Below are 17,152 nucleotides of genomic sequence, written 5' to 3'. Positions count from 1 at the left end.
GGCAGCCAGCCAAGGGGGCGACCCGGAGGCGCTGGACCACAAAAAAAAGGCGCGCCACCGGCGCCCCTTTTCGTCACTCGATCCCTGGAGGGGTCATTCGGCCGTCAGCAGCGGCGGCTTGTTGCCGGACAGGGCCTTGGCGCCCGGCGCCTCGAACTGCAGGTCGATCTTGTCGTCCTTGACGCCGACGCGGACGATGCCGCCCTTGGTCAGCCGTCCAAAGAGCAGCTCTTCGGCGAGGGGCTTCTTGATGTGCTCCTGGATCACACGGCCCAGGGGGCGGGCACCCATCTTCTCATCGTAGCCCTTCTCGCCCAGCCAGAGGCCGGCCTCGCGCGTCAGCTCGATATGGACGTTCCGGTCCATCAGCTGCGCCTCGAGTTGCAGGACGAACTTCTCGACCACCGAGAGGATCGTCTCCTTGGCCAGCGGGCCGAAGCTGATGACGGCATCAAGGCGGTTGCGGAACTCGGGCGTGAAGGTCCGCTCGATCGCGGCGGTATCCTCGCCCTCGCGCCGGTCGCGGCCGAAACCGATGGCCTCTTTCGCCTGCTCGGTCGCGCCGGCGTTCGAGGTCATGATCAGCACCACGTTGCGGAAATCCACCGCGCGGCCGTTGTGGTCGGTCAGCTTGCCGTGGTCCATCACCTGCAGGAGGATGTTGAACACGTCCGGATGCGCCTTCTCGATCTCGTCGAGAAGCAGCACGCAATGCGGATGCTGGTCGACGCCATCGGTCAGAAGACCGCCCTGGTCGAAGCCGACATAGCCCGGCGGGGCACCGATCAGGCGGCTGACGGCATGCTTCTCCATGTACTCGGACATGTCGAAGCGCAGCATCTCGACGCCCAGCGTGCTGGCGAGCTGCTTGGCCACCTCGGTCTTGCCGACGCCGGTGGGGCCGGCGAAGAGGTAGTTGCCGATCGGCTTTTCGGGCTCGCGCAGGCCGGCCCGCGACAGCTTGATCGCGCTCGAAAGCGCCTCGATGGCCGAATCCTGTCCGAAGACGACGCGCTTCAGGCTGCCTTCGAGGTCCTTGAGCACCTCTGCATCGTCCTTGCTGACGTTCTTGGGCGGGATGCGGGCAATCTTGGCCACCACGGCCTCGATCTCCTTGGGGCCGATGGTCTTGCGACGCTTGCTTTCGGCCAGCAGGTGCTGGGCCGCGCCGGCCTCGTCGATGACGTCAATCGCCTTGTCCGGCAGCTTGCGGTCGTTGATGTAGCGCGAAGACAGCTCCACCGCGGTCTTGATCGCGTCGTGGGTGTACTTGATGTGGTGGTGATCCTCGAAATACGGCTTCAGGCCGCGCAGGATCTTTACCGCATCCTCGACCGAGGGCTCGTTCACGTCGATCTTCTGGAACCGGCGCGACAGGGCGCGGTCCTTCTCGAAGTGCTGGCGGAACTCCTTGTAGGTGGTGGAGCCCATGCAACGCAGCTTGCCGCCCGCGAGCGCGGGCTTCAGCAGGTTGGAGGCATCCATCGCCCCGCCGGAGGTGGCGCCGGCGCCGATCACGGTGTGGATCTCGTCGATGAAGAGCACCGCGTCGGGATGATCCTCCAGCTCGGAGACGACAGCTTTCAGACGCTCCTCGAAGTCGCCGCGGTAGCGGGTGCCGGCCAGCAGCGCGCCCATGTCGAGGCTGAAGATCGTCGCCTCGGACAGCACCTCGGGCACCTCGCCATTGACGATCTTCCAGGCGAGGCCCTCGGCGATGGCGGTCTTGCCGACGCCGGGATCGCCGACCAGCAGCGGGTTGTTCTTGCGACGGCGGCAGAGCACCTGAATGCAGCGCTCCACCTCGCTTTCGCGGCCGATCAGCGGATCGACGTCGCCCTTGCGGGACTTGGCGTTGAGATCGACGCAGTACTTGCCGAGGGCGGTTTCCTTTTCCTCGCCGGCGGGGCCGGAAGAGGCGGTCTCGCTCTCGTCGTCCTTGTCGGTGGCGCCGGTGACGGGGCGGCTCTCGCCGAAGGCGGGATCCTTGGCGACGCCATGGGCGATGAAGTTCACCGCGTCGTAGCGCGTCATGTCCTGCTCCTGCAGGAAGTAGGCGGCGTTCGATTCGCGCTCGGCGAAGATCGCGACGAGAACGTTGGCACCCGTCACCTCCTGCCGGCCAGAGCTTTGGACGTGGATCGCGGCGCGCTGGATCACGCGCTGGAAGGCAGCGGTGGGCACGGCCTCGGAGCCGTCGACATCGGTGACCAGCGTCGAGAGGTCGTCCTCGATGAAGTCCTCGAGCTGTTTCTTCAGCTGCGACAGGTCCACCGAGCAGGCGCGCAGCACGCGCGTGGCATCTGGCTCGTCCGTCAGGGCGAGCAGCAGGTGTTCGAGGGTCGCCAGTTCATGGCGACGGGAGTTGGCCAGGGCGAGAGCGGCGTGAATGGACTGCTCGAGAGTTGTCGAGAATGACGGCACTGGATGTGCTCCTCTGTCGGGGGTCCGGAGGGTAAGGGTCCCAACCAGACCGTGGCCTCTTGGAATAAAGATCGGGTTTATCCGCCGCGCTTCAAGCCATTTCTTTGCTCATCACGGCGCGGGGCGGCCCGGTGTCACAGAGCTGTGTCCTTCTGGGGTGCCTTTCCGCTGTGCAGTGCCTGCAAATGAGGCAGGCGGTTTCAGAAACTGTCCTTGCGTCGCCGAAGCTCTGCAAAGGCTTCCTCGGGGCTCATCTGAGCGATCCCCGCGCTGCGGCGCAGCTCCGGGTCGCCGGCCCGAAGGAAGGGATTCGTCTCCAGCTCCTGCTGCAGGAGGGAGGGGACGGTGGGCCGGCCGGCCTCGCGTGCGGCGGCGACCTCGGCGACACGGCGGTGCAGGGCGGCGTTGCCTCCGTCGACCGAGAGGGCGAAGCGGCCATTGGCCCGGGTGTATTCGTGGCCCGAACAGACCTGCGTCTCGGGCGGCAGCTGGGCGAGGCGGGACAGGCTGTCCCACATCTGGGCGGGGCTTCCCTCGAAGAGCCGGCCGCAGCCAAGGGCCATCAGGCTGTCGCCGGTGAACAGAAGGCCGCTGTCGGGGATGTAGAAGGCGATATGTCCGACGGTATGGCCGGGCACGTCGATGATCTGGGTTTCCTGCCCCAGCACGTCAAGGGCCCCGCCCGGTGCCACGGCCAGGTCCAGCGGCGGCAGACGATGCGCGTCGGCGGCGGCGCCAATCACCCGCGCCTCGCCGCGCAGGGCGGCGAGCCCGTCGACGTGGTCGTCGTGGTGGTGGGTGATCAGGATGTCGGACAGGGTCCAGCCGCGGCGGTCCAGCTCTGCCTGGATCGGCGCGGCCTCGGGCGCATCGACCAGCGCGGTGGCGCCGCTGGCCTCATCGTGCAGCAGGAAGGCGTAGTTGTCGGTCCGGCACGGCACGGTGACAAGGGTGAGCGGCGCGGTGTCCTGGGGCATGGCGGTGCGGGCCTTTGCTGTTAAGGTGCCGGTCGAGACTGACGGAAGGACCGGCCCCCCGCAATGCACCTGGACGCGATCGACCTGCGCAATTTCTACTATCGCAGTGCCTTGGGGCGCGCGGCGCAGAAGGCGATCCGCGACACCTTGCTGCAGATCTGGCCCGGGGCGCGGGGGCAGACGGTGGTCGGCTACGGCTTTGCCGTGCCCCTGCTGCGGCCCTACCTTGCCGATGCGGAGCGGGTGATCGGGCTGATGCCGGCGCCGCAGGGCGTGATGCCCTGGCCGCCGGCGCGTCCCAATGTCAGCGTGCTGTGCGAAGAGACGCTCTGGCCGCTGCGCAGCGGACAGGTGGACCGGCTGGTGGTGATGCACGGGCTCGAGACATCGGAGCATCCCTCGGCCCTGCTCGAGGAATGCTGGCGGGTGCTCGATCCGGGCGGGCGCGCGGTCTTCGTCGTGCCGAACCGCGCCGGGCTCTGGTCGCGCTCGGACCGGACGCCCTTCGGCTACGGGCGGCCCTACAGCATGGGCCAGCTCGAGGCGCAGTTGCAGACGCATCGCTTCAGTACCGAGAAGGCGGTCTCGGCCCTGTACCAGCCGCCTTCGGTCCATCGCGGCTGGCGCCGGGCGGCGCAGGTCCTCGAGGGGGTGGGGCGGCACCTGCCGGTCTTTGCCGCAGGCGGTGTGCTGATCGTCGAGGTCAGCAAGCAGGTGACGGCGCCGACCCGTCCGGGGCTGAGCGAGCGTGTGCGCAAACCGCTGCGCGTGCTCGAGGGGATCGGCGCGCCGGTGCCGGAACCCGCCCGCTACGGGCGGGGCCTCGCCAACAGCATTGACTATGGCTAAACCTTGACGCGAAATGGCGCGGGCGCGCGGCCCTGGCCGATGGGGGGCGGTGGCCGCGGGCGAAAAGATGGGGCGGTTGCGGCGCTTGGGCGGCAGCTAGCCGGTTGCGGCACCCTTAGGGCTCTGCTACATCGCCTCTGATTTTTGAAGGCCCCCGCGCGGCGTGGGTCGTTACGCTGCCCGGTCGGCGCCAGATGGGGCGGCGGCGGGCCAGACAGCGGAAGGGTGGATGTGTCTGAATCAGCTTCGATCTCGACCGGCATAGCGGGGCGCTACGCCTCAGCAGCCTTCGACCTCGCACGGGAGGGGGATGGCCTCGACCGGCTGAGCTCGGATACCGAGGCGCTGGAAGCGGCGCTGAATGACAGCGCCGACCTGCGTGACCTGATCAATTCGCCGATCTATGCGCGCGGCGAGCAGCGGGACGGCGTGCTCGCCGTGGCGCGCAAGATGGACCTGTCGCAGACGATGGTCGGCCTGCTGGGCGTCATGGCCGAAAAGCGTCGTCTTTTCGTGCTGCCGCAGCTGATCCGCGCGCTCAAGGAGCGGCTCGCCGAAGAGCGGGGCGAGGTGACGGCCGACGTCACCAGCGCCAAGCCGCTGACCGAAACGCAAACGCAAGAGCTCTCCGCCGCGCTGAAGGCGCAGGCCGGGCGCGACGTGCGCTTGCACCAGATGGTGGACGAGGGGCTGATCGGCGGCCTCGTCGTCAAGCTGGGCTCGAAGATGATCGACACCTCGATCCGCTCGAAGCTCCAGTCCCTGCAGAATGTCATGAAAGAGGCCCGGTAATGGCGATCCAAGCGGCGGAAATCTCCGCGATCCTCAAGGACCAGATCAAGAGCTTCGGCCAGGAGGCCGAGGTTGCCGAGGTCGGGCGTGTGCTGAGCGTCGGCGACGGCATCGCGCGCGTCTACGGCCTCGACAACATCGAAGCCGGCGAGATGGTCGAGTTCCCCGGCGGCGTGATGGGCATGGCCCTGAACCTCGAGACCGACAACGTCGGCGTCGTGATCTTCGGCTCTGACCGCGCCATCGCCGAAGGCGACGTGGTCAAGCGGACCAAGTCGATCGTCGACGTGCCCGCCGGCATGGGCCTGCTGGGCCGCGTCGTCGATGGCCTCGGCAACCCGCTCGACGGCAAGGGCCCGATCGAGACGACCGAGCGCCGCGTCGCCGACGTGAAGGCGCCGGGCATCATCCCGCGCAAATCGGTCCACGAGCCGATGGCGACCGGCCTCAAGTCGATCGACGCCATGATCCCGATCGGCCGTGGCCAGCGCGAGCTGATCATCGGCGACCGTCAGACCGGCAAGACCGCCGTCGCGATGGACGCGGTGCTGAACCAGAAGATCTACAACGAGCGCGCCGGCGACGACGAGAGCAAGAAGCTCTACTGCGTCTACGTCGCCATCGGCCAGAAGCGGTCGACCGTTGCCCAGCTGGTCAAGCGCCTCGAGGCCGCCGGCGCGATGGAATACTCCATCGTCGTCGCCGCCACCGCCTCGGACCCGGCGCCGATGCAGTACCTCGCGCCCTATACCGCCACCGCGATGGCCGAGTATTTCCGCGACAACGGCCGCCACGGCCTGATCATCTACGATGACCTCTCCAAGCAGGCCGTCGCCTACCGCCAGATGTCGCTTCTGCTGCGCCGTCCGCCGGGGCGTGAAGCCTACCCGGGCGACGTCTTCTACCTGCACTCTCGCCTGCTCGAGCGTTCGGCCAAGCTGAACGAGGATCACGGCTCCGGCTCGCTGACCGCGCTGCCGATCATCGAGACGCAGGGCGGCGACGTGTCGGCCTTCATCCCGACCAACGTGATCTCGATCACCGACGGCCAGATCTTCCTCGAGACCGAGCTGTTCTACCAGGGTGTCCGCCCCGCCGTGAACACCGGCCTCTCGGTCAGCCGCGTCGGCTCTGCCGCGCAGACCAACGCGATGAAGTCGGTCGCCGGCCCGGTGAAGCTGGAGCTTGCGCAGTACCGCGAGATGGCGGCCTTCGCGCAGTTCGGCTCGGACCTCGATGCCGCCACGCAGCAGCTTCTGAACCGCGGTCAGCGCCTGACCGAGCTGATGAAGCAGCCGCAGTATTCGCCCCTGACCAACGCCGAGATCGTCTGCGTCATCTACGCCGGCACCCACGGCTACCTGGACAAGGTGAAGATCGGCGACGTCAGCCGCTGGGAGCAGGGCCTGCTCAAGCACCTACGCAGCAACCGCAGCGACGTGCTGGACTTCATCACCAACGAAGACCCCAAGGTGAAGGGCGACGCGGAAGAGAAGATCAAGGGCGCGATCGACGAATTCGCCCGCGACTTCGCCTAAGACTGACCGACCTGAAGGGAGGGCTGGCCAGTGCCAAGTCTTAAGGACCTCAAGAACCGGATCGCGTCGGTCAAGTCGACGCGAAAGATCACCCGGGCCATGCAGATGGTCGCGGCGGCCAAGCTGCGCCGCGCCCAGGATGCCGCCGAGGCTGCCCGGCCCTATGCCGAGCAGTTCAACACGGTCATGGCCGATCTCGCCTCTTCGGTCGGCGGCAGCGACGGTGCGCCGTCGCTGCTGGCCGGCACGGGCAGCGACCAGACGCATCTGATCGTCGTGATGACCGCCGAGCGCGGGCTTTGCGGCGGTTTCAACGGCTCCATTACGCGCAAGGCACGCCAGGCGATCGAACGCCTGCGCGCCGAGGGCAAGACGGTCAAGATCCTGACTGTCGGCAAGAAGGGCCGCGAGATGCTGCGCCGCGACTGGGGCGATGCCTTCGTCGGCCACGTCGACATGTCCGAGGTGAAGCAGGTCGGCTATGCCGATGCGCAGCGGATCGCCAAGGACATCCTCGGCCGCTTCGACGCGGGCGAGTTCGACGTGGCGACGATCTTCTTCAGCCGCTTCCAGAACGTGATCAGCCAGATCCCGACCGAGCAGCAGATCATCCCCGCCAAGTTCGACACGCCCGAGGGCGAAGAGGCCACCGGCGGCGATACGCAGTACGACTACGAGCCCGGCGAAGAGCAGATCCTCGCGGACCTGCTGCCGCGCGGCGTGGCGACGCAGATCTTCACCGCGCTTCTGGAGAACGGCGCGTCCGAGCAGGGCGCACGGCAGAGCGCGATGGACAACGCCACGCGCAACGCCGGCGAGATGATCGACAAGCTGACCATCCAGTACAACCGTTCCCGTCAGGCCGTCATCACCAACGAGCTGATCGAGATCATTTCGGGCGCCGAAGCGCTCTAGAACCCCGGAGACACCACTTATGGCTGAAGCAACCGGCAAGGTCACACAGGTCATGGGCGCCGTCGTCGACGTCCAGTTCACCGACCACCTGCCCGAGATTCTGAACGCGCTGACGATCGACCTAGGCGAGCGCGTGCTCGTTCTCGAGGTCGCCCAGCACTTGGGCGAGAACACCGTCCGCACCATCGCGATGGACGGCACCGACGGGCTTGCCCGCGGCGCCCTCGTCACCGATACGTCCAAGCCGATCTCGGTGCCGGTCGGCAAGGCGACGCTGGGCCGCATCCTGAACGTCATCGGCGAGCCGGTGGACGAGAAGGGCCCGATCAACGCCGAGGTGACCCGCCCGATCCACCGCGAGGCGCCCGACTTCATCGATCAGTCGACCGAGCGTGAAATCCTCGTCACCGGCATCAAGGTCATCGACCTGCTGGCCCCCTACGCCAAGGGCGGCAAGATCGGCCTCTTCGGCGGTGCCGGCGTGGGCAAGACAGTTCTGATCCAGGAGCTGATCAACAACATCGCCAAGGTGCACTCGGGCTACTCGGTCTTCGCCGGCGTCGGCGAGCGGACCCGTGAAGGCAACGACCTGTACTACGAGATGATCGAGGGTGGCGTCATCACCCCCGACACCATCGAGGATTCCAAGGTGGCGCTGGTCTACGGCCAGATGAACGAGCCGCCGGGAGCCCGCGCGCGCGTCGCCCTGACCGGCCTGACCATCGCGGAAGAGTTCCGCGACAGCTCGGGCACGGACGTGCTGTTCTTCGTGGACAACATCTTCCGCTTCACCCAGGCCGGCTCCGAGGTTTCGGCGCTTCTGGGCCGCATCCCCTCCGCCGTGGGCTACCAGCCGACGCTGGCCACCGACATGGGCGCCATGCAGGAGCGGATCACCTCGACGCGCAACGGCTCGATCACCTCGATCCAGGCCGTCTACGTGCCCGCGGACGACTTCACCGACCCGGCGCCGGCGACGACCTTCGCCCACCTCGACGCCACCACCAACCTGAACCGCGCGATCTCCGAGCTGGGCATCTACCCGGCCGTCGACCCGCTCGATTCGACCTCGCAGCTGATGGATCCGCAGATCGTCGGCGAAGAGCACTACCAGGTGGCGCGCGACGTGCAGGGTATCCTCCAGCGCTACAAGTCGCTGCAGGACATCATCGCGATCCTCGGGATGGACGAGCTCTCGGAAGAGGACAAGCTGACCGTGGCCCGCGCCCGGAAGATCCAGCGCTTCCTGTCGCAGCCCTTCGACGTCGCCAAGGTCTTCACCGGGGTCGACGGCGTGCAGGTGCCGCTCGAGGACACGATCTCCTCCTTCAAGGCGGTTGTGGCCGGTGAATACGACCACCTGCCGGAATCGGCCTTCTACATGGTCGGCGGCATCGAGGACGTGAAGGCCAAGGCCGAACGTCAGGCGAACAAGGCGGCCTGATCATGGCAGAGTCGCTTCAGTTCGACCTCGTCAGCCCCGAGCGGCGCGTTGCGTCCTACAAGGCGACCGAGGTCCAGATTCCCGGCACGGACGGGGATCTCACGGCGATGGCGGGGCACCTCCCCGTCATCACCACGCTGCGTCCGGGGCTGCTCCGGGTGCTGCACGACGGCAAGACCGACGAATACGTGGTCTCCGGCGGCTTCGCCCAGGTCGGTGCGGAAGAGGTCTCGGTCCTGGCCGAGCGCTCGGTCCACCGGGACGAGATGACGCAGGAAACCTTCAACGAGATGCTCTCCGACGCCAAGCGCAGCCATGCGCAGGCCAAGGAGAACGCCGAGAACGAGCCCGGCCTGGTCGACGATGCGGCCAAGCTGGTCGAGGACATGGTGGCCGTCGGCGGCCATATCGGACTCGATCCGAACCAGTCCAACTTCTGATCGCTCCGCGATTGAAGGCGAAGGCCCCGCCACGGCGGGGCCTTTTTCCGTTTGTGCCATCGGTCGCGCAGCGCTCTTCGTGACGGGTGTTGGGCGGGCCGCGGCCTATGCCTCCGGCGGGGATATTTAAAAAAGAGAAGAAGGAGGGGCGGCGGCCCTTCATCGCCCGGCTCTTGGCGGGGCGACGAAGGGCGTCTCCTCTTGCGGTCATCGGCGTCCCCGCCTGTACCGCCGGTCGAGCCTAGGCGCGCAAGGTTAACGGAACCTTGCTTCTTCTCTTTGAAAATATCCCCGCCGGAGGCCCCGACCAACCAGGCGCACAGCGCAAGACGCCGGGTATGCCGCCGTCCCGGGCGCCTTTAGGCGGCCGAGTACATGCCCTCGTAGATCGGCGAGAGCGTCTCCTGGTCGATCAGCGAAGAGACGGAGGTGCCGCTCCAGGTGTTCAGGATCGCCTGGGCGAAGATCGGCGCGGTGGGGACGATGCGGATGCGGCTGCAGTCCTTGATCTTCTGCGTCGGCTGGATCGAGTCGGTGATCACCAGCGACTTCATGACCGAGTTCTCGAGCCGGGCGACCGCCGGATCGGAGAGCACGCCATGGGTGACGTAGCTGTGCACCTCGGTGGCGCCGGCCTCCTGCAGCACCTCGGCGGCCTTGCAGAGGGTGCCCGCGGTATCGGCGATGTCGTCGACCACAATGCAGGTCTTGCCCGCCACGTCGCCGATCACCGTCATGTCCGCCACTTCACCGGCCTTCTCGCGCCGCTTGTCCACCACCGCCAGCGGCACGCCGAGTCGCTGCGCGAGATCGCGCGCGCGGGCCACGCCGCCAATGTCGGGAGAGACCATCATCAGGTCCTGCCGGTGCTCGCGGAAATGGTGCAGGATGTCGAGGCCGAAGATCGGCGCAGCGTAGAGGTTGTCGACGGGAATGTCGAAGAAGCCCTGGATCTGGGCCGCGTGCAGGTCCATCGTCAGTACGCGGTCAATCCCCGCCTGGGTGATAAGATTGGCGACCAGCTTGGCGCTGATTGGGGTGCGCGACTTGGTGCGACGATCCTGTCGCGCGTAGCCGAAGTAGGGAATGACGGCCGTGATCCGGGCTGCCGAAGACCGGCGCAAGGCGTCGGCCATGACGAGCAGTTCCATCAGGTTGTCGTTCGCCGGATTCGACGTCGACTGGATGATGAACATGTCCTCGCCGCGGATGTTCTCGTAGACCTCGACGAAAATTTCTTGGTCGTTGAACCGTTCAACGCGGGCATCGACGAGGCTGACGTTCATGCCCCTGTGCATCGACATGCGCCGGGCGACGGCCTGTGAGAGGGGGCGGTTGGCATTGCCGGAGATGAGCTTGGGCTCGTTGACGCTGGCCATCGGTCTTCCTCGCGAGGCCGCCCGGGCGGCGGCGGTTGCCACGCCCTAGCACAGCGATGGGGCGAGGCAAACATGACCAATGTTCAGGTTGCGGCCCGGCCCTGCGTTTCGACCGGGGCGAGACATGCTCTGCCCCGGTTCCGGGGCAGGGCAGGGCAAGATCAGATTGGCCGTCCCGTGCCGGGGATTTCTGCCGGACGGGCGCGGGGGCGGCCCAAGGCAAGCTCTTCGAGAAGGTGGACCTGTGGGTCGTGCTTCATCTCGATGCAGGCCGTTAGCGCCGCCATGCGGCCCTGGATGACGAGCAGCTCGTTGCCGCTGTCGCTGGCATAGCGCATGACCCGGCCGAGCAGCCGCGCCATGTCGAGAGCGCAGGGCGCGCTGATCATGCCGCTTCCATAACGGCGGACGCGCAGGGGGCCGGTTCGTGGGGCGGGGTGACGACCGGCAGGGTCATCTCCGCCACCACGAAAGAGGACAGCACCGCCTGCATGGCGCGGGCGGTTTCGGTGAAACCAGCGTCTTCGGCATCCATGGCAGCTTTGGCCATGGCCGAAAAGAGCGTGTGGGTTATCTGGGGCTCCGTCGTAGAACAATCCAGTGAGGCCGATCTACGACGGCATGGTAAATGGTCCCCTAAGCGCCGCGCATCACCGCGAGCATGTGGTCGATCTGCGCGAGATCCTGCGACCAGTCGGTGACCATGCGGGCGGTCAGCATCTCGGCCGGATCGCCAGTCTCGACATCGCCGGACCAGACCGAATACTGGGCCCCGGCCTTGCGAAGGCGCTGGTGCATCTCGCGCGGGAAGCTGGCGAAGATGATGTTCGCCTCCGGCTCGAAGGCGATCTCGACCTGCGGGATCTGGCGCAGGCCCCGCAGCAGGTGGGCGCAGGCCTCGTTGGCGCGAGTCGCGAGGTCATGCCAGAGGTCGCCCTCGATATAGGCCTCCATCTGCGCCGAGAGGTAGCGGTGCTTGGAGAAGAGGTGGCCGCCGCGCTTGCGCCGATACTCGAACTCCGCCGCGAGGGCAGGATCGAAGAAGACCGCCGCCTCGACGCCCATCAGCCCGTTCTTCGTGCCCCCGAAGGAGAGGGCCGAGACGCCGGCCTTCCAGGTGATCTCGGCCGGGGTGCAGCCCAGGGCGGCGACGGCGTTGGAAAAGCGCGCGCCGTCCATGTGCAGCGGCAGGCCGTATTCCTTCGTCACCTCGGCGAGGGCCGCGACCTCGGCGGGGCTGTAGACCGTCCCCTTCTCGGTGGCATTGGTGATCGAGACGGGGCCACGCTTGGGCCCGTGCACGCCGCGCGTCTGCTCGGCCGCAATGGCGGCGCGCAGGGCGGCGGGGGTGATCTTCGCGTTCTCGGCCTCGACCAGCGTCAGCTTGGCGCCGCCCGAGAAGAACTCGGGCGCGTTGCACTCGTCTTCCTGGATATGGGCCATGGGGGCGCAGAAGATCGTGGACCAGGGCTGCGCCATGCTGGCCAGGATCAGCGAGTTGGCCGCCGTCCCGGTGGCGACGAGGTGGACCGCCGCCTCGGGCGCCTCGAAGAGGTCGCGGATCGCCTGCACCGCGCGGGCGCTGGCGTCATCGGCGCCGTAGCCGGCGACATAGGCCTCGTTCGCGCGGGTCAGCGCCTCGAGCACCGAGGGGTGCACGGGGCCGGTATTGTCGGAGACCAGAAACATTCAGGTCGGCTCCTCTATGATGTGATCCTCCCAGTCGTCCTCCTCCACCTCCATCTCCGAGACGGTGCGGCCGCGCAGGGTCAGCCCCTCCTCGTGCACCGTCTCCAAACTGCCGGTCAGCAGGTGGTGCCAGTGGGGCAGGGGCTTGCCCTCGTAGCGCAGGCGATAGGCGCAGGTGCCGGGCAGCCAGTACATCGTCTCGGCGATCTTGCCGGGGCTCAGGACGATGCATTCGGGCACGTACTGGTGCCGCGTCTCGTAGCGCGAGCACAGGCAGGTCGCGCCGTCGAAAAGACGGCAGGCGACGTCGGTCAGCGCGACCTCGCCCGTCTCCTCGTCCTCGAGCTTGTTCAGGCAGCACTTGCCGCAGCCGTCGCAAAGCGCCTCCCACTCGGTGGGGTTCAGGCGGCTCAGCGGCAGCTCCCAGAAGCGGGGACGCATCTCACGCATGGGCGGTTCTCGGGGCGGGGCCGGTGCGGGCGAGGATCTCGCGCGCCTGCACGCAATCGGCGTCCATCTGCGCGATCAGCGCCTCCAGCCCGTCGAAGCGCAGCTCGGGGCGCAGCCAGTCCACGAGCGCGACCGAGAGAGTCGCGCCGTAGAGATCGCCGGTGAAGTCGAAGAGGAAGGTCTCGCAATGCGGCACGGGCGTTTCGAACATCGGGCGCACGCCGATGCTCGCGGCGCCGCCGTAGCTGCCGGCATGGGGGCCGTCCAGCACGTCGACCTTCACGGCATAGACGCCGTAGCGCGGCGGGTGCAGGCCGCTGATCGACATGTTCGCGGTCGGGTAGCCCAGCTCGCGCCCGCGCTTGTCGCCGTGCAGCACCTCGCCCTCGATCCGGTGCCAGTGGCCCAGCATCTGCGCCGCGTCGCGGCAGCGCCCCTCGCTGAGGGCGGCGCGGATCGCGGTGGAGCTGACCTGTAGCCCGCCCATGTCCATCAGCGGCGATTGCGTGACGCCGAAGCCGAGGTCTCGCCCCAGATCGGCCAGCACCTGCGCCGTGCCAGCGCGGTCCTTGCCGAAGCAGAAATCCTCGCCCACCACCGCATGGGCGATGCCGAGGCGGCCGACCAGCACCTCGCGCGCGAAATCCTCGGGGCTCAGGGCGGCGAGGGCGCGGTCGAAGGGTACCTCGTAGAGCGCGTCGAGGCCCAGCTTCTCGAGCCGGTGGGCGCGGGCGCCGGCGTTCATCAGGCGAAAAGGCGGGGCCTCGGGCGCGAAGACCTCGCGCGGGTGCGGCTCGAAGGTCAGGACGCCGGCGGGGGCACCGATGCGCGCCGCCTCGGCCTGCGTCAGCGCGATGATCGACTGGTGGCCCAGGTGCACGCCGTCGAAGTTGCCGATGGCCACGGCGGCGCCTCGGTCGCGGGGCGGAAGGGCTGCGGTGTCGGTGTGGCGGCGCATGCGGCAGCAGCTATGCCCTTGCCGCGACAGGTGCAAGCGGGGCCGCAGCGTCGGTGCGGCCCCGCGAGGGCTTCAGCGCAGGAAGCCGATGGCCCAGTCGGGGGAGAGGACGGCCTCGGCGAGGTAGTCGTCCAGCAGGTCGGCCTTGGGCTGTCCATCCGACAGGATGTCGGTGCCGGTCTCTTCCGCCGCCAGCCCGCCGGTGATGAAGAGCGAGGCAAGCCCCGCATCCGCCGCGCCGCGGATATCGGTATGGATGCCGTCGCCGATGCAGACGATCCGGTCGTCCGGCACATCCGCGCCAAGCGCCGAGAGGCGCCGCCGCGCCAGATCGTAGATCGGGGCATGCGGCTTGCCGAAGTACAGGCTTTCGCCGCCCATCTGGCTGTAAAGCCGCGCCAGCGCCCCGGCGCACCAGACCCGATCGTCGCCGCGGTCGACGACGATGTCCGGGTTGGCGCAGAGCAGCTTCAGCCCGCGGTCGATGGCCTCGCGGAACTGCGGCTCGTTGACCTCAGGATCGGCGGTCTCGTCGAAGGGAGAGCAGCAGACGATGCCCTCCGCCTCATCGAGCGGGACGCGGTCGATGGTCACCGGGTTCTCGACCAGCTTCATCGGTGCGAAGAAGGGATCGTCCCGGTCGTCGCCCATGACCCAGACGCGGTGGCCGACGACGCCCTCGTACATCGCCGCGCGCGCCGAATCGCCGGAGCTGGCGATGGCGTCCCAGCAATCCTCGGGCAGGCCGACGGCGGCGATCTGCCCCTCGACCTCGCGCCGGGGGCGGGGAGAGTTGGTGACAAGGATCACCTTCCCTCCACGCGCGCGAAAGGCGCGCATCGCCGCGATGGCCTCGGGCCAGGATTTGACCCCGTTGTGCATGCAGCCCCAGAGATCGACGAAGGCGGCATCGAACCGGTCCGAAATCTCGGAGAAGCTGCCGATGATCGCGCTCATCAGACGGCCAGCGCGGGGATGATCTGCTTCTTGCGGCTCATGACGCCGGGCAGGACCAGCGTGTCGCCCTCGGCGCGCTTGCCGAAGCTCTTTTCGGCCACGTCGCGGGTGAAGTCGTTCGGCACCAGCAGCGTCGCTTCCTCCTTGAGGATATCGACGACGAAGAGCAGCACCTGGTCGGCGCCATCGGCCTGCGCGACGACGGGCATCGCCGCAACCAGCGCATCCTTGCGCGCCAGCACCTGCTCGGGCGAGGTGGTCTCGAGGACCGAGACGCGGAAGGTCTTGCCGCCGACCTCGTATTCCTTGGAATCCATCCGCAGCAGGTCTTCCTCGGAGAAGGCCGAGACATCGGACTTCGCGGCGAACATCTCGGCGGCGTAATCGGGGATCGTCACGCCCAGATCGGCAGCCAGATCTTCGGCCAGCTTGCGGTCGACCTCGGTCGTGGTCGGCGAGCGGAATTCCAGCGTGTCGGACAGGATGCAGGACAGCACCAGCGCCTTGATCCCCTCGGGCATGGCCTCGGCATCGGCGACCATCATCTGGTGCATGATGGTGGCGGTGCAGGCCAGCGGGCGGATGGTGACGTCGATCGGGGCCTTGGTCTCGATCCCGCCGAAAAGCTTGTGGTGGTCGATGATCGCCTGCACGTCGGCGCGGTGCAGATCATCGGGCAGCTCGGCGGGGTTGTTGGTGTCCACGAGGACGACCTTCTGCCCTTCCTCCAGCGGGCCGAGGACCGGCGGAAGATCGAAGCCCCAGCGCTGGGCCACGAACTTGGCTTCGGTATTGGGCTCGCCCAGCAGGCGGGCCTCGGCCTCGATCCCCTTGTGGGACAGGTACCAGGCCCAGATCAGCGGCGATCCGGTGGAATCGGTGTCGGGGGATTTGTGGCCGAAAACGTAAGTGGTCATGGGACGGATCCTGTCGAATGCAGAGTTGGCCGCCTTATAGGTAGCGTGCGCGCGCTTGTCACCCGAGGGCGCGGGCCGGGATGCCCGCCCCCGAAGCGCGACGGCTCCGGGGGCGGGCGCCTTACCGCATGGCCGCCTGGGGCGGGGGTCTCAGCCGCCAGATCCCCAGCCAGCTCCATCCGCCGCGCACGGGACGCGGGGCGGGATCGGGCAGCGGGCGCTGCGCGAGGTCGTGCAGCACGGTGCCCTCTGCGCCGGTGCCCAGGCGCAGTGTCTCGGGGCCGTGACGGCGCGGGGCGCGCCGGTCTTGCCACGGCTGAACGCCACGCGGTGCGGCGCGGTGATCCTTGAAGAAGAAGGGAGGGTGCATGCCATGTCTCCTGTGATTTGGGCATGAGGGGGCCGTGCCGCAGCCAGGGGCGGCTGCAGCAGGGCGGGGTGACTGGGTGTTCAGTGAGGCGCCTAGGGCGCGGCGGGTGAGGGCCGCCGCGCGAGGCTCAGCGCGCGCTGCAAGGCAAAGCCGAGGCCGGCCAGCCGCCCGGCGCCGCGCGGCTTGCCCGCATGGGGGGTGCTATCCCCAAGGGGATGCAGATCCTCGGGCAGGGCAAGCGGCAGCGGCGGCCAACCGGGCGCAGGCAGGCCGGACTGACCGGCATAGCCGAGGCCCAGTGGCAGGGTGCCGAAAAGACTCCGGACGGGGGAGGGGCGGCCCGGCGAAGCGCCGGCGCCCTTGCGAAGGGGGTACATGGGATCGGTCCGATTGGGGGTGCGCCGGCACGAAGGGCTCGGCGCCGGGTCTTGGCGTCTGGGCAGCTCTTAGGCTGCGCGGTTGAACCTGATGCTGGTCATAGACGCTCTCCCCGATCGGGACTCTTGGCATCGCCTCAATGCGATGGGCCTGCCATGCCCGGCGCCGGAGAGGCTGTCCAGCCGCTTTCCGCCGGGTCGTGCAGAAACCTGCGCGATGGTGGTTCACAGCGTGGCCGATGGCACACACATCAGCTTGACAGAAGCGGCGCCGGTTTCTACATCCCGCGTCGTTAGCACTCACCCTAGATGAGTGCTAAGGCCCCGCCGGAAGACCCGGGCCGGGGGCAGGACATTGATTGTGAGGAGCTGCATCAGATGGCTTTCAAACCGCTGCAAGACCGCGTGCTCGTTCGCCGCGTTGAGGGTGAGGAAAAGACCAAGGGTGGTCTGATCATCCCCGATAGCGCCAAGGAAAAGCCCGCCGAAGGCGAAGTCGTCTCGGTCGGCGAAGGCGCCCGCAAGGACAACGGCGAGCTGATCGCCCCCGGCATCAAGGCCGGCGACCGCGTGCTGTTCGGCAAGTGGTCGGGCACCGAGGTCCAGATCGACGGCGAGGACCTGCTGATCATGAAGGAAGGCGACATCCTCGGCATCATCGCCTGAGAACGCCCTT

General features: G+C 67.7%; 19 protein-coding genes. 7 read left to right on the top strand and 12 right to left on the bottom strand.

The window, feature by feature from the left end:
• Positions 1-93: 93 nt before the first annotated feature.
• Both clpA and gloB read right to left on the bottom strand, forming a co-directional pair.
• On the bottom strand, positions 94-2,424 hold the full coding sequence (gene clpA, locus DFP88_RS12700; protein WP_110815070.1) for an ATP-dependent Clp protease ATP-binding subunit ClpA: 2,331 nt from the start codon (positions 2,422-2,424) through the stop codon (positions 94-96).
• 200 nt (positions 2,425-2,624) lie between these two features.
• Positions 2,625-3,401, bottom strand: a complete 777-nt coding sequence (gloB, locus tag DFP88_RS12695) for a hydroxyacylglutathione hydrolase (RefSeq protein ID WP_110815069.1) — start codon at positions 3,399-3,401, stop codon at positions 2,625-2,627.
• A 63-nt stretch (positions 3,402-3,464) separates the two neighbouring features.
• Between gloB and DFP88_RS12690 the strand changes: the two genes are divergently transcribed.
• The 6 genes from DFP88_RS12690 (at position 3,465) to DFP88_RS12665 (ending at position 9,379) form a co-directional block, all read left to right on the top strand.
• Positions 3,465-4,250 (top strand): class I SAM-dependent methyltransferase, encoded by a 786-nt coding sequence (locus tag DFP88_RS12690; protein WP_110815068.1) that lies wholly within the window; start codon positions 3,465-3,467, stop codon positions 4,248-4,250.
• A 225-nt stretch (positions 4,251-4,475) separates the two neighbouring features.
• The gene (locus DFP88_RS12685; protein ID WP_110815067.1) at positions 4,476-5,042 is read left to right on the top strand and encodes a F0F1 ATP synthase subunit delta; all 567 of its coding nucleotides are present in this window, start codon (positions 4,476-4,478) and stop codon (positions 5,040-5,042) included.
• Positions 5,042-6,580 carry a F0F1 ATP synthase subunit alpha gene (gene atpA, locus DFP88_RS12680; protein WP_110815066.1) on the top strand — a complete coding sequence of 513 codons (1,539 nt, stop codon included), beginning with the start codon at positions 5,042-5,044 and terminating at the stop codon, positions 6,578-6,580. Before DFP88_RS12685 ends, atpA begins: the two co-directional genes overlap by 1 nt.
• Before the next feature lie 30 nt (positions 6,581-6,610).
• Entirely contained in the window at positions 6,611-7,495 is an 885-nt protein-coding gene (locus DFP88_RS12675) for a F0F1 ATP synthase subunit gamma (RefSeq protein WP_110815065.1), read from the top strand.
• 19 nt (positions 7,496-7,514) lie between these two features.
• Positions 7,515-8,939 (top strand): F0F1 ATP synthase subunit beta, encoded by a 1,425-nt coding sequence (gene atpD / locus DFP88_RS12670; RefSeq protein ID WP_110815064.1) that lies wholly within the window; start codon positions 7,515-7,517, stop codon positions 8,937-8,939.
• A 2-nt stretch (positions 8,940-8,941) separates the two neighbouring features.
• A complete protein-coding gene (locus DFP88_RS12665; RefSeq protein WP_110815063.1) occupies positions 8,942-9,379 on the top strand; it encodes a F0F1 ATP synthase subunit epsilon in 438 nt (145 codons plus the stop codon).
• A 359-nt stretch (positions 9,380-9,738) separates the two neighbouring features.
• Here the strand turns inward: DFP88_RS12665 and DFP88_RS12660 are convergent, their stop codons facing one another.
• The 10 genes from DFP88_RS12660 to DFP88_RS12620 all read right to left on the bottom strand — a co-directional run bounded on the left by DFP88_RS12660 (position 9,739) and on the right by DFP88_RS12620 (position 16,476).
• Positions 9,739-10,758 (bottom strand): ribose-phosphate pyrophosphokinase, encoded by a 1,020-nt coding sequence (locus DFP88_RS12660; RefSeq protein ID WP_110815062.1) that lies wholly within the window; start codon positions 10,756-10,758, stop codon positions 9,739-9,741.
• 161 nt (positions 10,759-10,919) lie between these two features.
• Complete coding sequence (locus DFP88_RS12655; RefSeq protein ID WP_110815061.1) at positions 10,920-11,147, bottom strand: hypothetical protein; 228 nt, start codon at positions 11,145-11,147, stop codon at positions 10,920-10,922.
• Positions 11,144-11,308, bottom strand: a complete 165-nt coding sequence (locus DFP88_RS17075; protein WP_181418640.1) for a hypothetical protein — start codon at positions 11,306-11,308, stop codon at positions 11,144-11,146. The genes DFP88_RS12655 and DFP88_RS17075 overlap by 4 nt, the downstream gene beginning before the upstream one ends.
• Positions 11,309-11,394: 86 nt before the next feature.
• Complete coding sequence (locus DFP88_RS12650; protein WP_110815060.1) at positions 11,395-12,447, bottom strand: threonine aldolase family protein; 1,053 nt, start codon at positions 12,445-12,447, stop codon at positions 11,395-11,397.
• Positions 12,448-12,888 carry a YcgN family cysteine cluster protein gene (locus tag DFP88_RS12645; protein ID WP_110815245.1) on the bottom strand — a complete coding sequence of 147 codons (441 nt, stop codon included), beginning with the start codon at positions 12,886-12,888 and terminating at the stop codon, positions 12,448-12,450.
• 1 nt (position 12,889) lies between these two features.
• Positions 12,890-13,855 carry a bifunctional riboflavin kinase/FAD synthetase gene (locus DFP88_RS12640; RefSeq protein WP_110815059.1) on the bottom strand — a complete coding sequence of 322 codons (966 nt, stop codon included), beginning with the start codon at positions 13,853-13,855 and terminating at the stop codon, positions 12,890-12,892.
• Between the two features lie 72 nt (positions 13,856-13,927).
• Complete coding sequence (locus DFP88_RS12635) at positions 13,928-14,812, bottom strand: TIGR01459 family HAD-type hydrolase (protein ID WP_110815058.1); 885 nt, start codon at positions 14,810-14,812, stop codon at positions 13,928-13,930.
• Positions 14,812-15,729 carry a manganese-dependent inorganic pyrophosphatase gene (locus DFP88_RS12630; RefSeq protein ID WP_110815057.1) on the bottom strand — a complete coding sequence of 306 codons (918 nt, stop codon included), beginning with the start codon at positions 15,727-15,729 and terminating at the stop codon, positions 14,812-14,814. Before DFP88_RS12630 ends, DFP88_RS12635 begins: the two co-directional genes overlap by 1 nt.
• A gap of 121 nt (positions 15,730-15,850) precedes the next feature.
• On the bottom strand, positions 15,851-16,099 hold the full coding sequence (locus DFP88_RS12625) for a hypothetical protein (RefSeq protein WP_110815056.1): 249 nt from the start codon (positions 16,097-16,099) through the stop codon (positions 15,851-15,853).
• Positions 16,100-16,191: 92 nt separating this feature from the next.
• A complete protein-coding gene (locus tag DFP88_RS12620) occupies positions 16,192-16,476 on the bottom strand; it encodes a hypothetical protein (protein ID WP_110815055.1) in 285 nt (94 codons plus the stop codon).
• Positions 16,477-16,854: 378 nt separating this feature from the next.
• Here DFP88_RS12620 and DFP88_RS12615 point away from each other — a divergent pair, with 378 nt between their 5' ends.
• Positions 16,855-17,142, top strand: coding sequence for a co-chaperone GroES (locus DFP88_RS12615; protein ID WP_110815054.1), 288 nt, complete (start codon positions 16,855-16,857; stop codon positions 17,140-17,142).
• Positions 17,143-17,152 lie beyond the last annotated feature (10 nt).

It is taken from the genome of Pseudoroseicyclus aestuarii (genome assembly GCF_003217255.1).
Taxonomy (GTDB): Bacteria; Pseudomonadota; Alphaproteobacteria; order Rhodobacterales; family Rhodobacteraceae; genus Pseudoroseicyclus; species Pseudoroseicyclus aestuarii.
The sequence above is the reverse complement of the archived record's forward strand: the minus strand, read 5'-3'. Positions and strand labels throughout refer to the sequence as shown.

Bases quoted from the DNA above. Each gene is read 5' to 3' on its own strand.
- gloB (WP_110815069.1), bottom strand. From the start codon at position 3,401: ATGCCCCAGGACACCGCGCCGCTCACCCTTGTCACCGTGCCGTGCCGG.
- DFP88_RS12690 (WP_110815068.1), top strand. From the start codon at position 3,465: ATGCACCTGGACGCGATCGACCTGCGCAATTTCTACTATCGCAGTGCC.
- atpA (WP_110815066.1), top strand. From the start codon at position 5,042: ATGGCGATCCAAGCGGCGGAAATCTCCGCGATCCTCAAGGACCAGATC.
- atpD (WP_110815064.1), top strand. From the start codon at position 7,515: ATGGCTGAAGCAACCGGCAAGGTCACACAGGTCATGGGCGCCGTCGTC.
- DFP88_RS12665 (WP_110815063.1), top strand. From the start codon at position 8,942: ATGGCAGAGTCGCTTCAGTTCGACCTCGTCAGCCCCGAGCGGCGCGTT.
- DFP88_RS12660 (WP_110815062.1), bottom strand. From the start codon at position 10,758: ATGGCCAGCGTCAACGAGCCCAAGCTCATCTCCGGCAATGCCAACCGC.
- DFP88_RS12655 (WP_110815061.1), bottom strand. From the start codon at position 11,147: ATGATCAGCGCGCCCTGCGCTCTCGACATGGCGCGGCTGCTCGGCCGG.
- DFP88_RS17075 (WP_181418640.1), bottom strand. From the start codon at position 11,308: ATGGCCAAAGCTGCCATGGATGCCGAAGACGCTGGTTTCACCGAAACC.
- DFP88_RS12650 (WP_110815060.1), bottom strand. From the start codon at position 12,447: ATGTTTCTGGTCTCCGACAATACCGGCCCCGTGCACCCCTCGGTGCTC.
- DFP88_RS12645 (WP_110815245.1), bottom strand. From the start codon at position 12,888: ATGCGTCCCCGCTTCTGGGAGCTGCCGCTGAGCCGCCTGAACCCCACC.
- DFP88_RS12640 (WP_110815059.1), bottom strand. From the start codon at position 13,855: ATGCGCCGCCACACCGACACCGCAGCCCTTCCGCCCCGCGACCGAGGC.
- DFP88_RS12635 (WP_110815058.1), bottom strand. From the start codon at position 14,812: ATGAGCGCGATCATCGGCAGCTTCTCCGAGATTTCGGACCGGTTCGAT.
- DFP88_RS12630 (WP_110815057.1), bottom strand. From the start codon at position 15,729: ATGACCACTTACGTTTTCGGCCACAAATCCCCCGACACCGATTCCACC.
- DFP88_RS12625 (WP_110815056.1), bottom strand. From the start codon at position 16,099: ATGCACCCTCCCTTCTTCTTCAAGGATCACCGCGCCGCACCGCGTGGC.
- DFP88_RS12620 (WP_110815055.1), bottom strand. From the start codon at position 16,476: ATGTACCCCCTTCGCAAGGGCGCCGGCGCTTCGCCGGGCCGCCCCTCC.
- DFP88_RS12615 (WP_110815054.1), top strand. From the start codon at position 16,855: ATGGCTTTCAAACCGCTGCAAGACCGCGTGCTCGTTCGCCGCGTTGAG.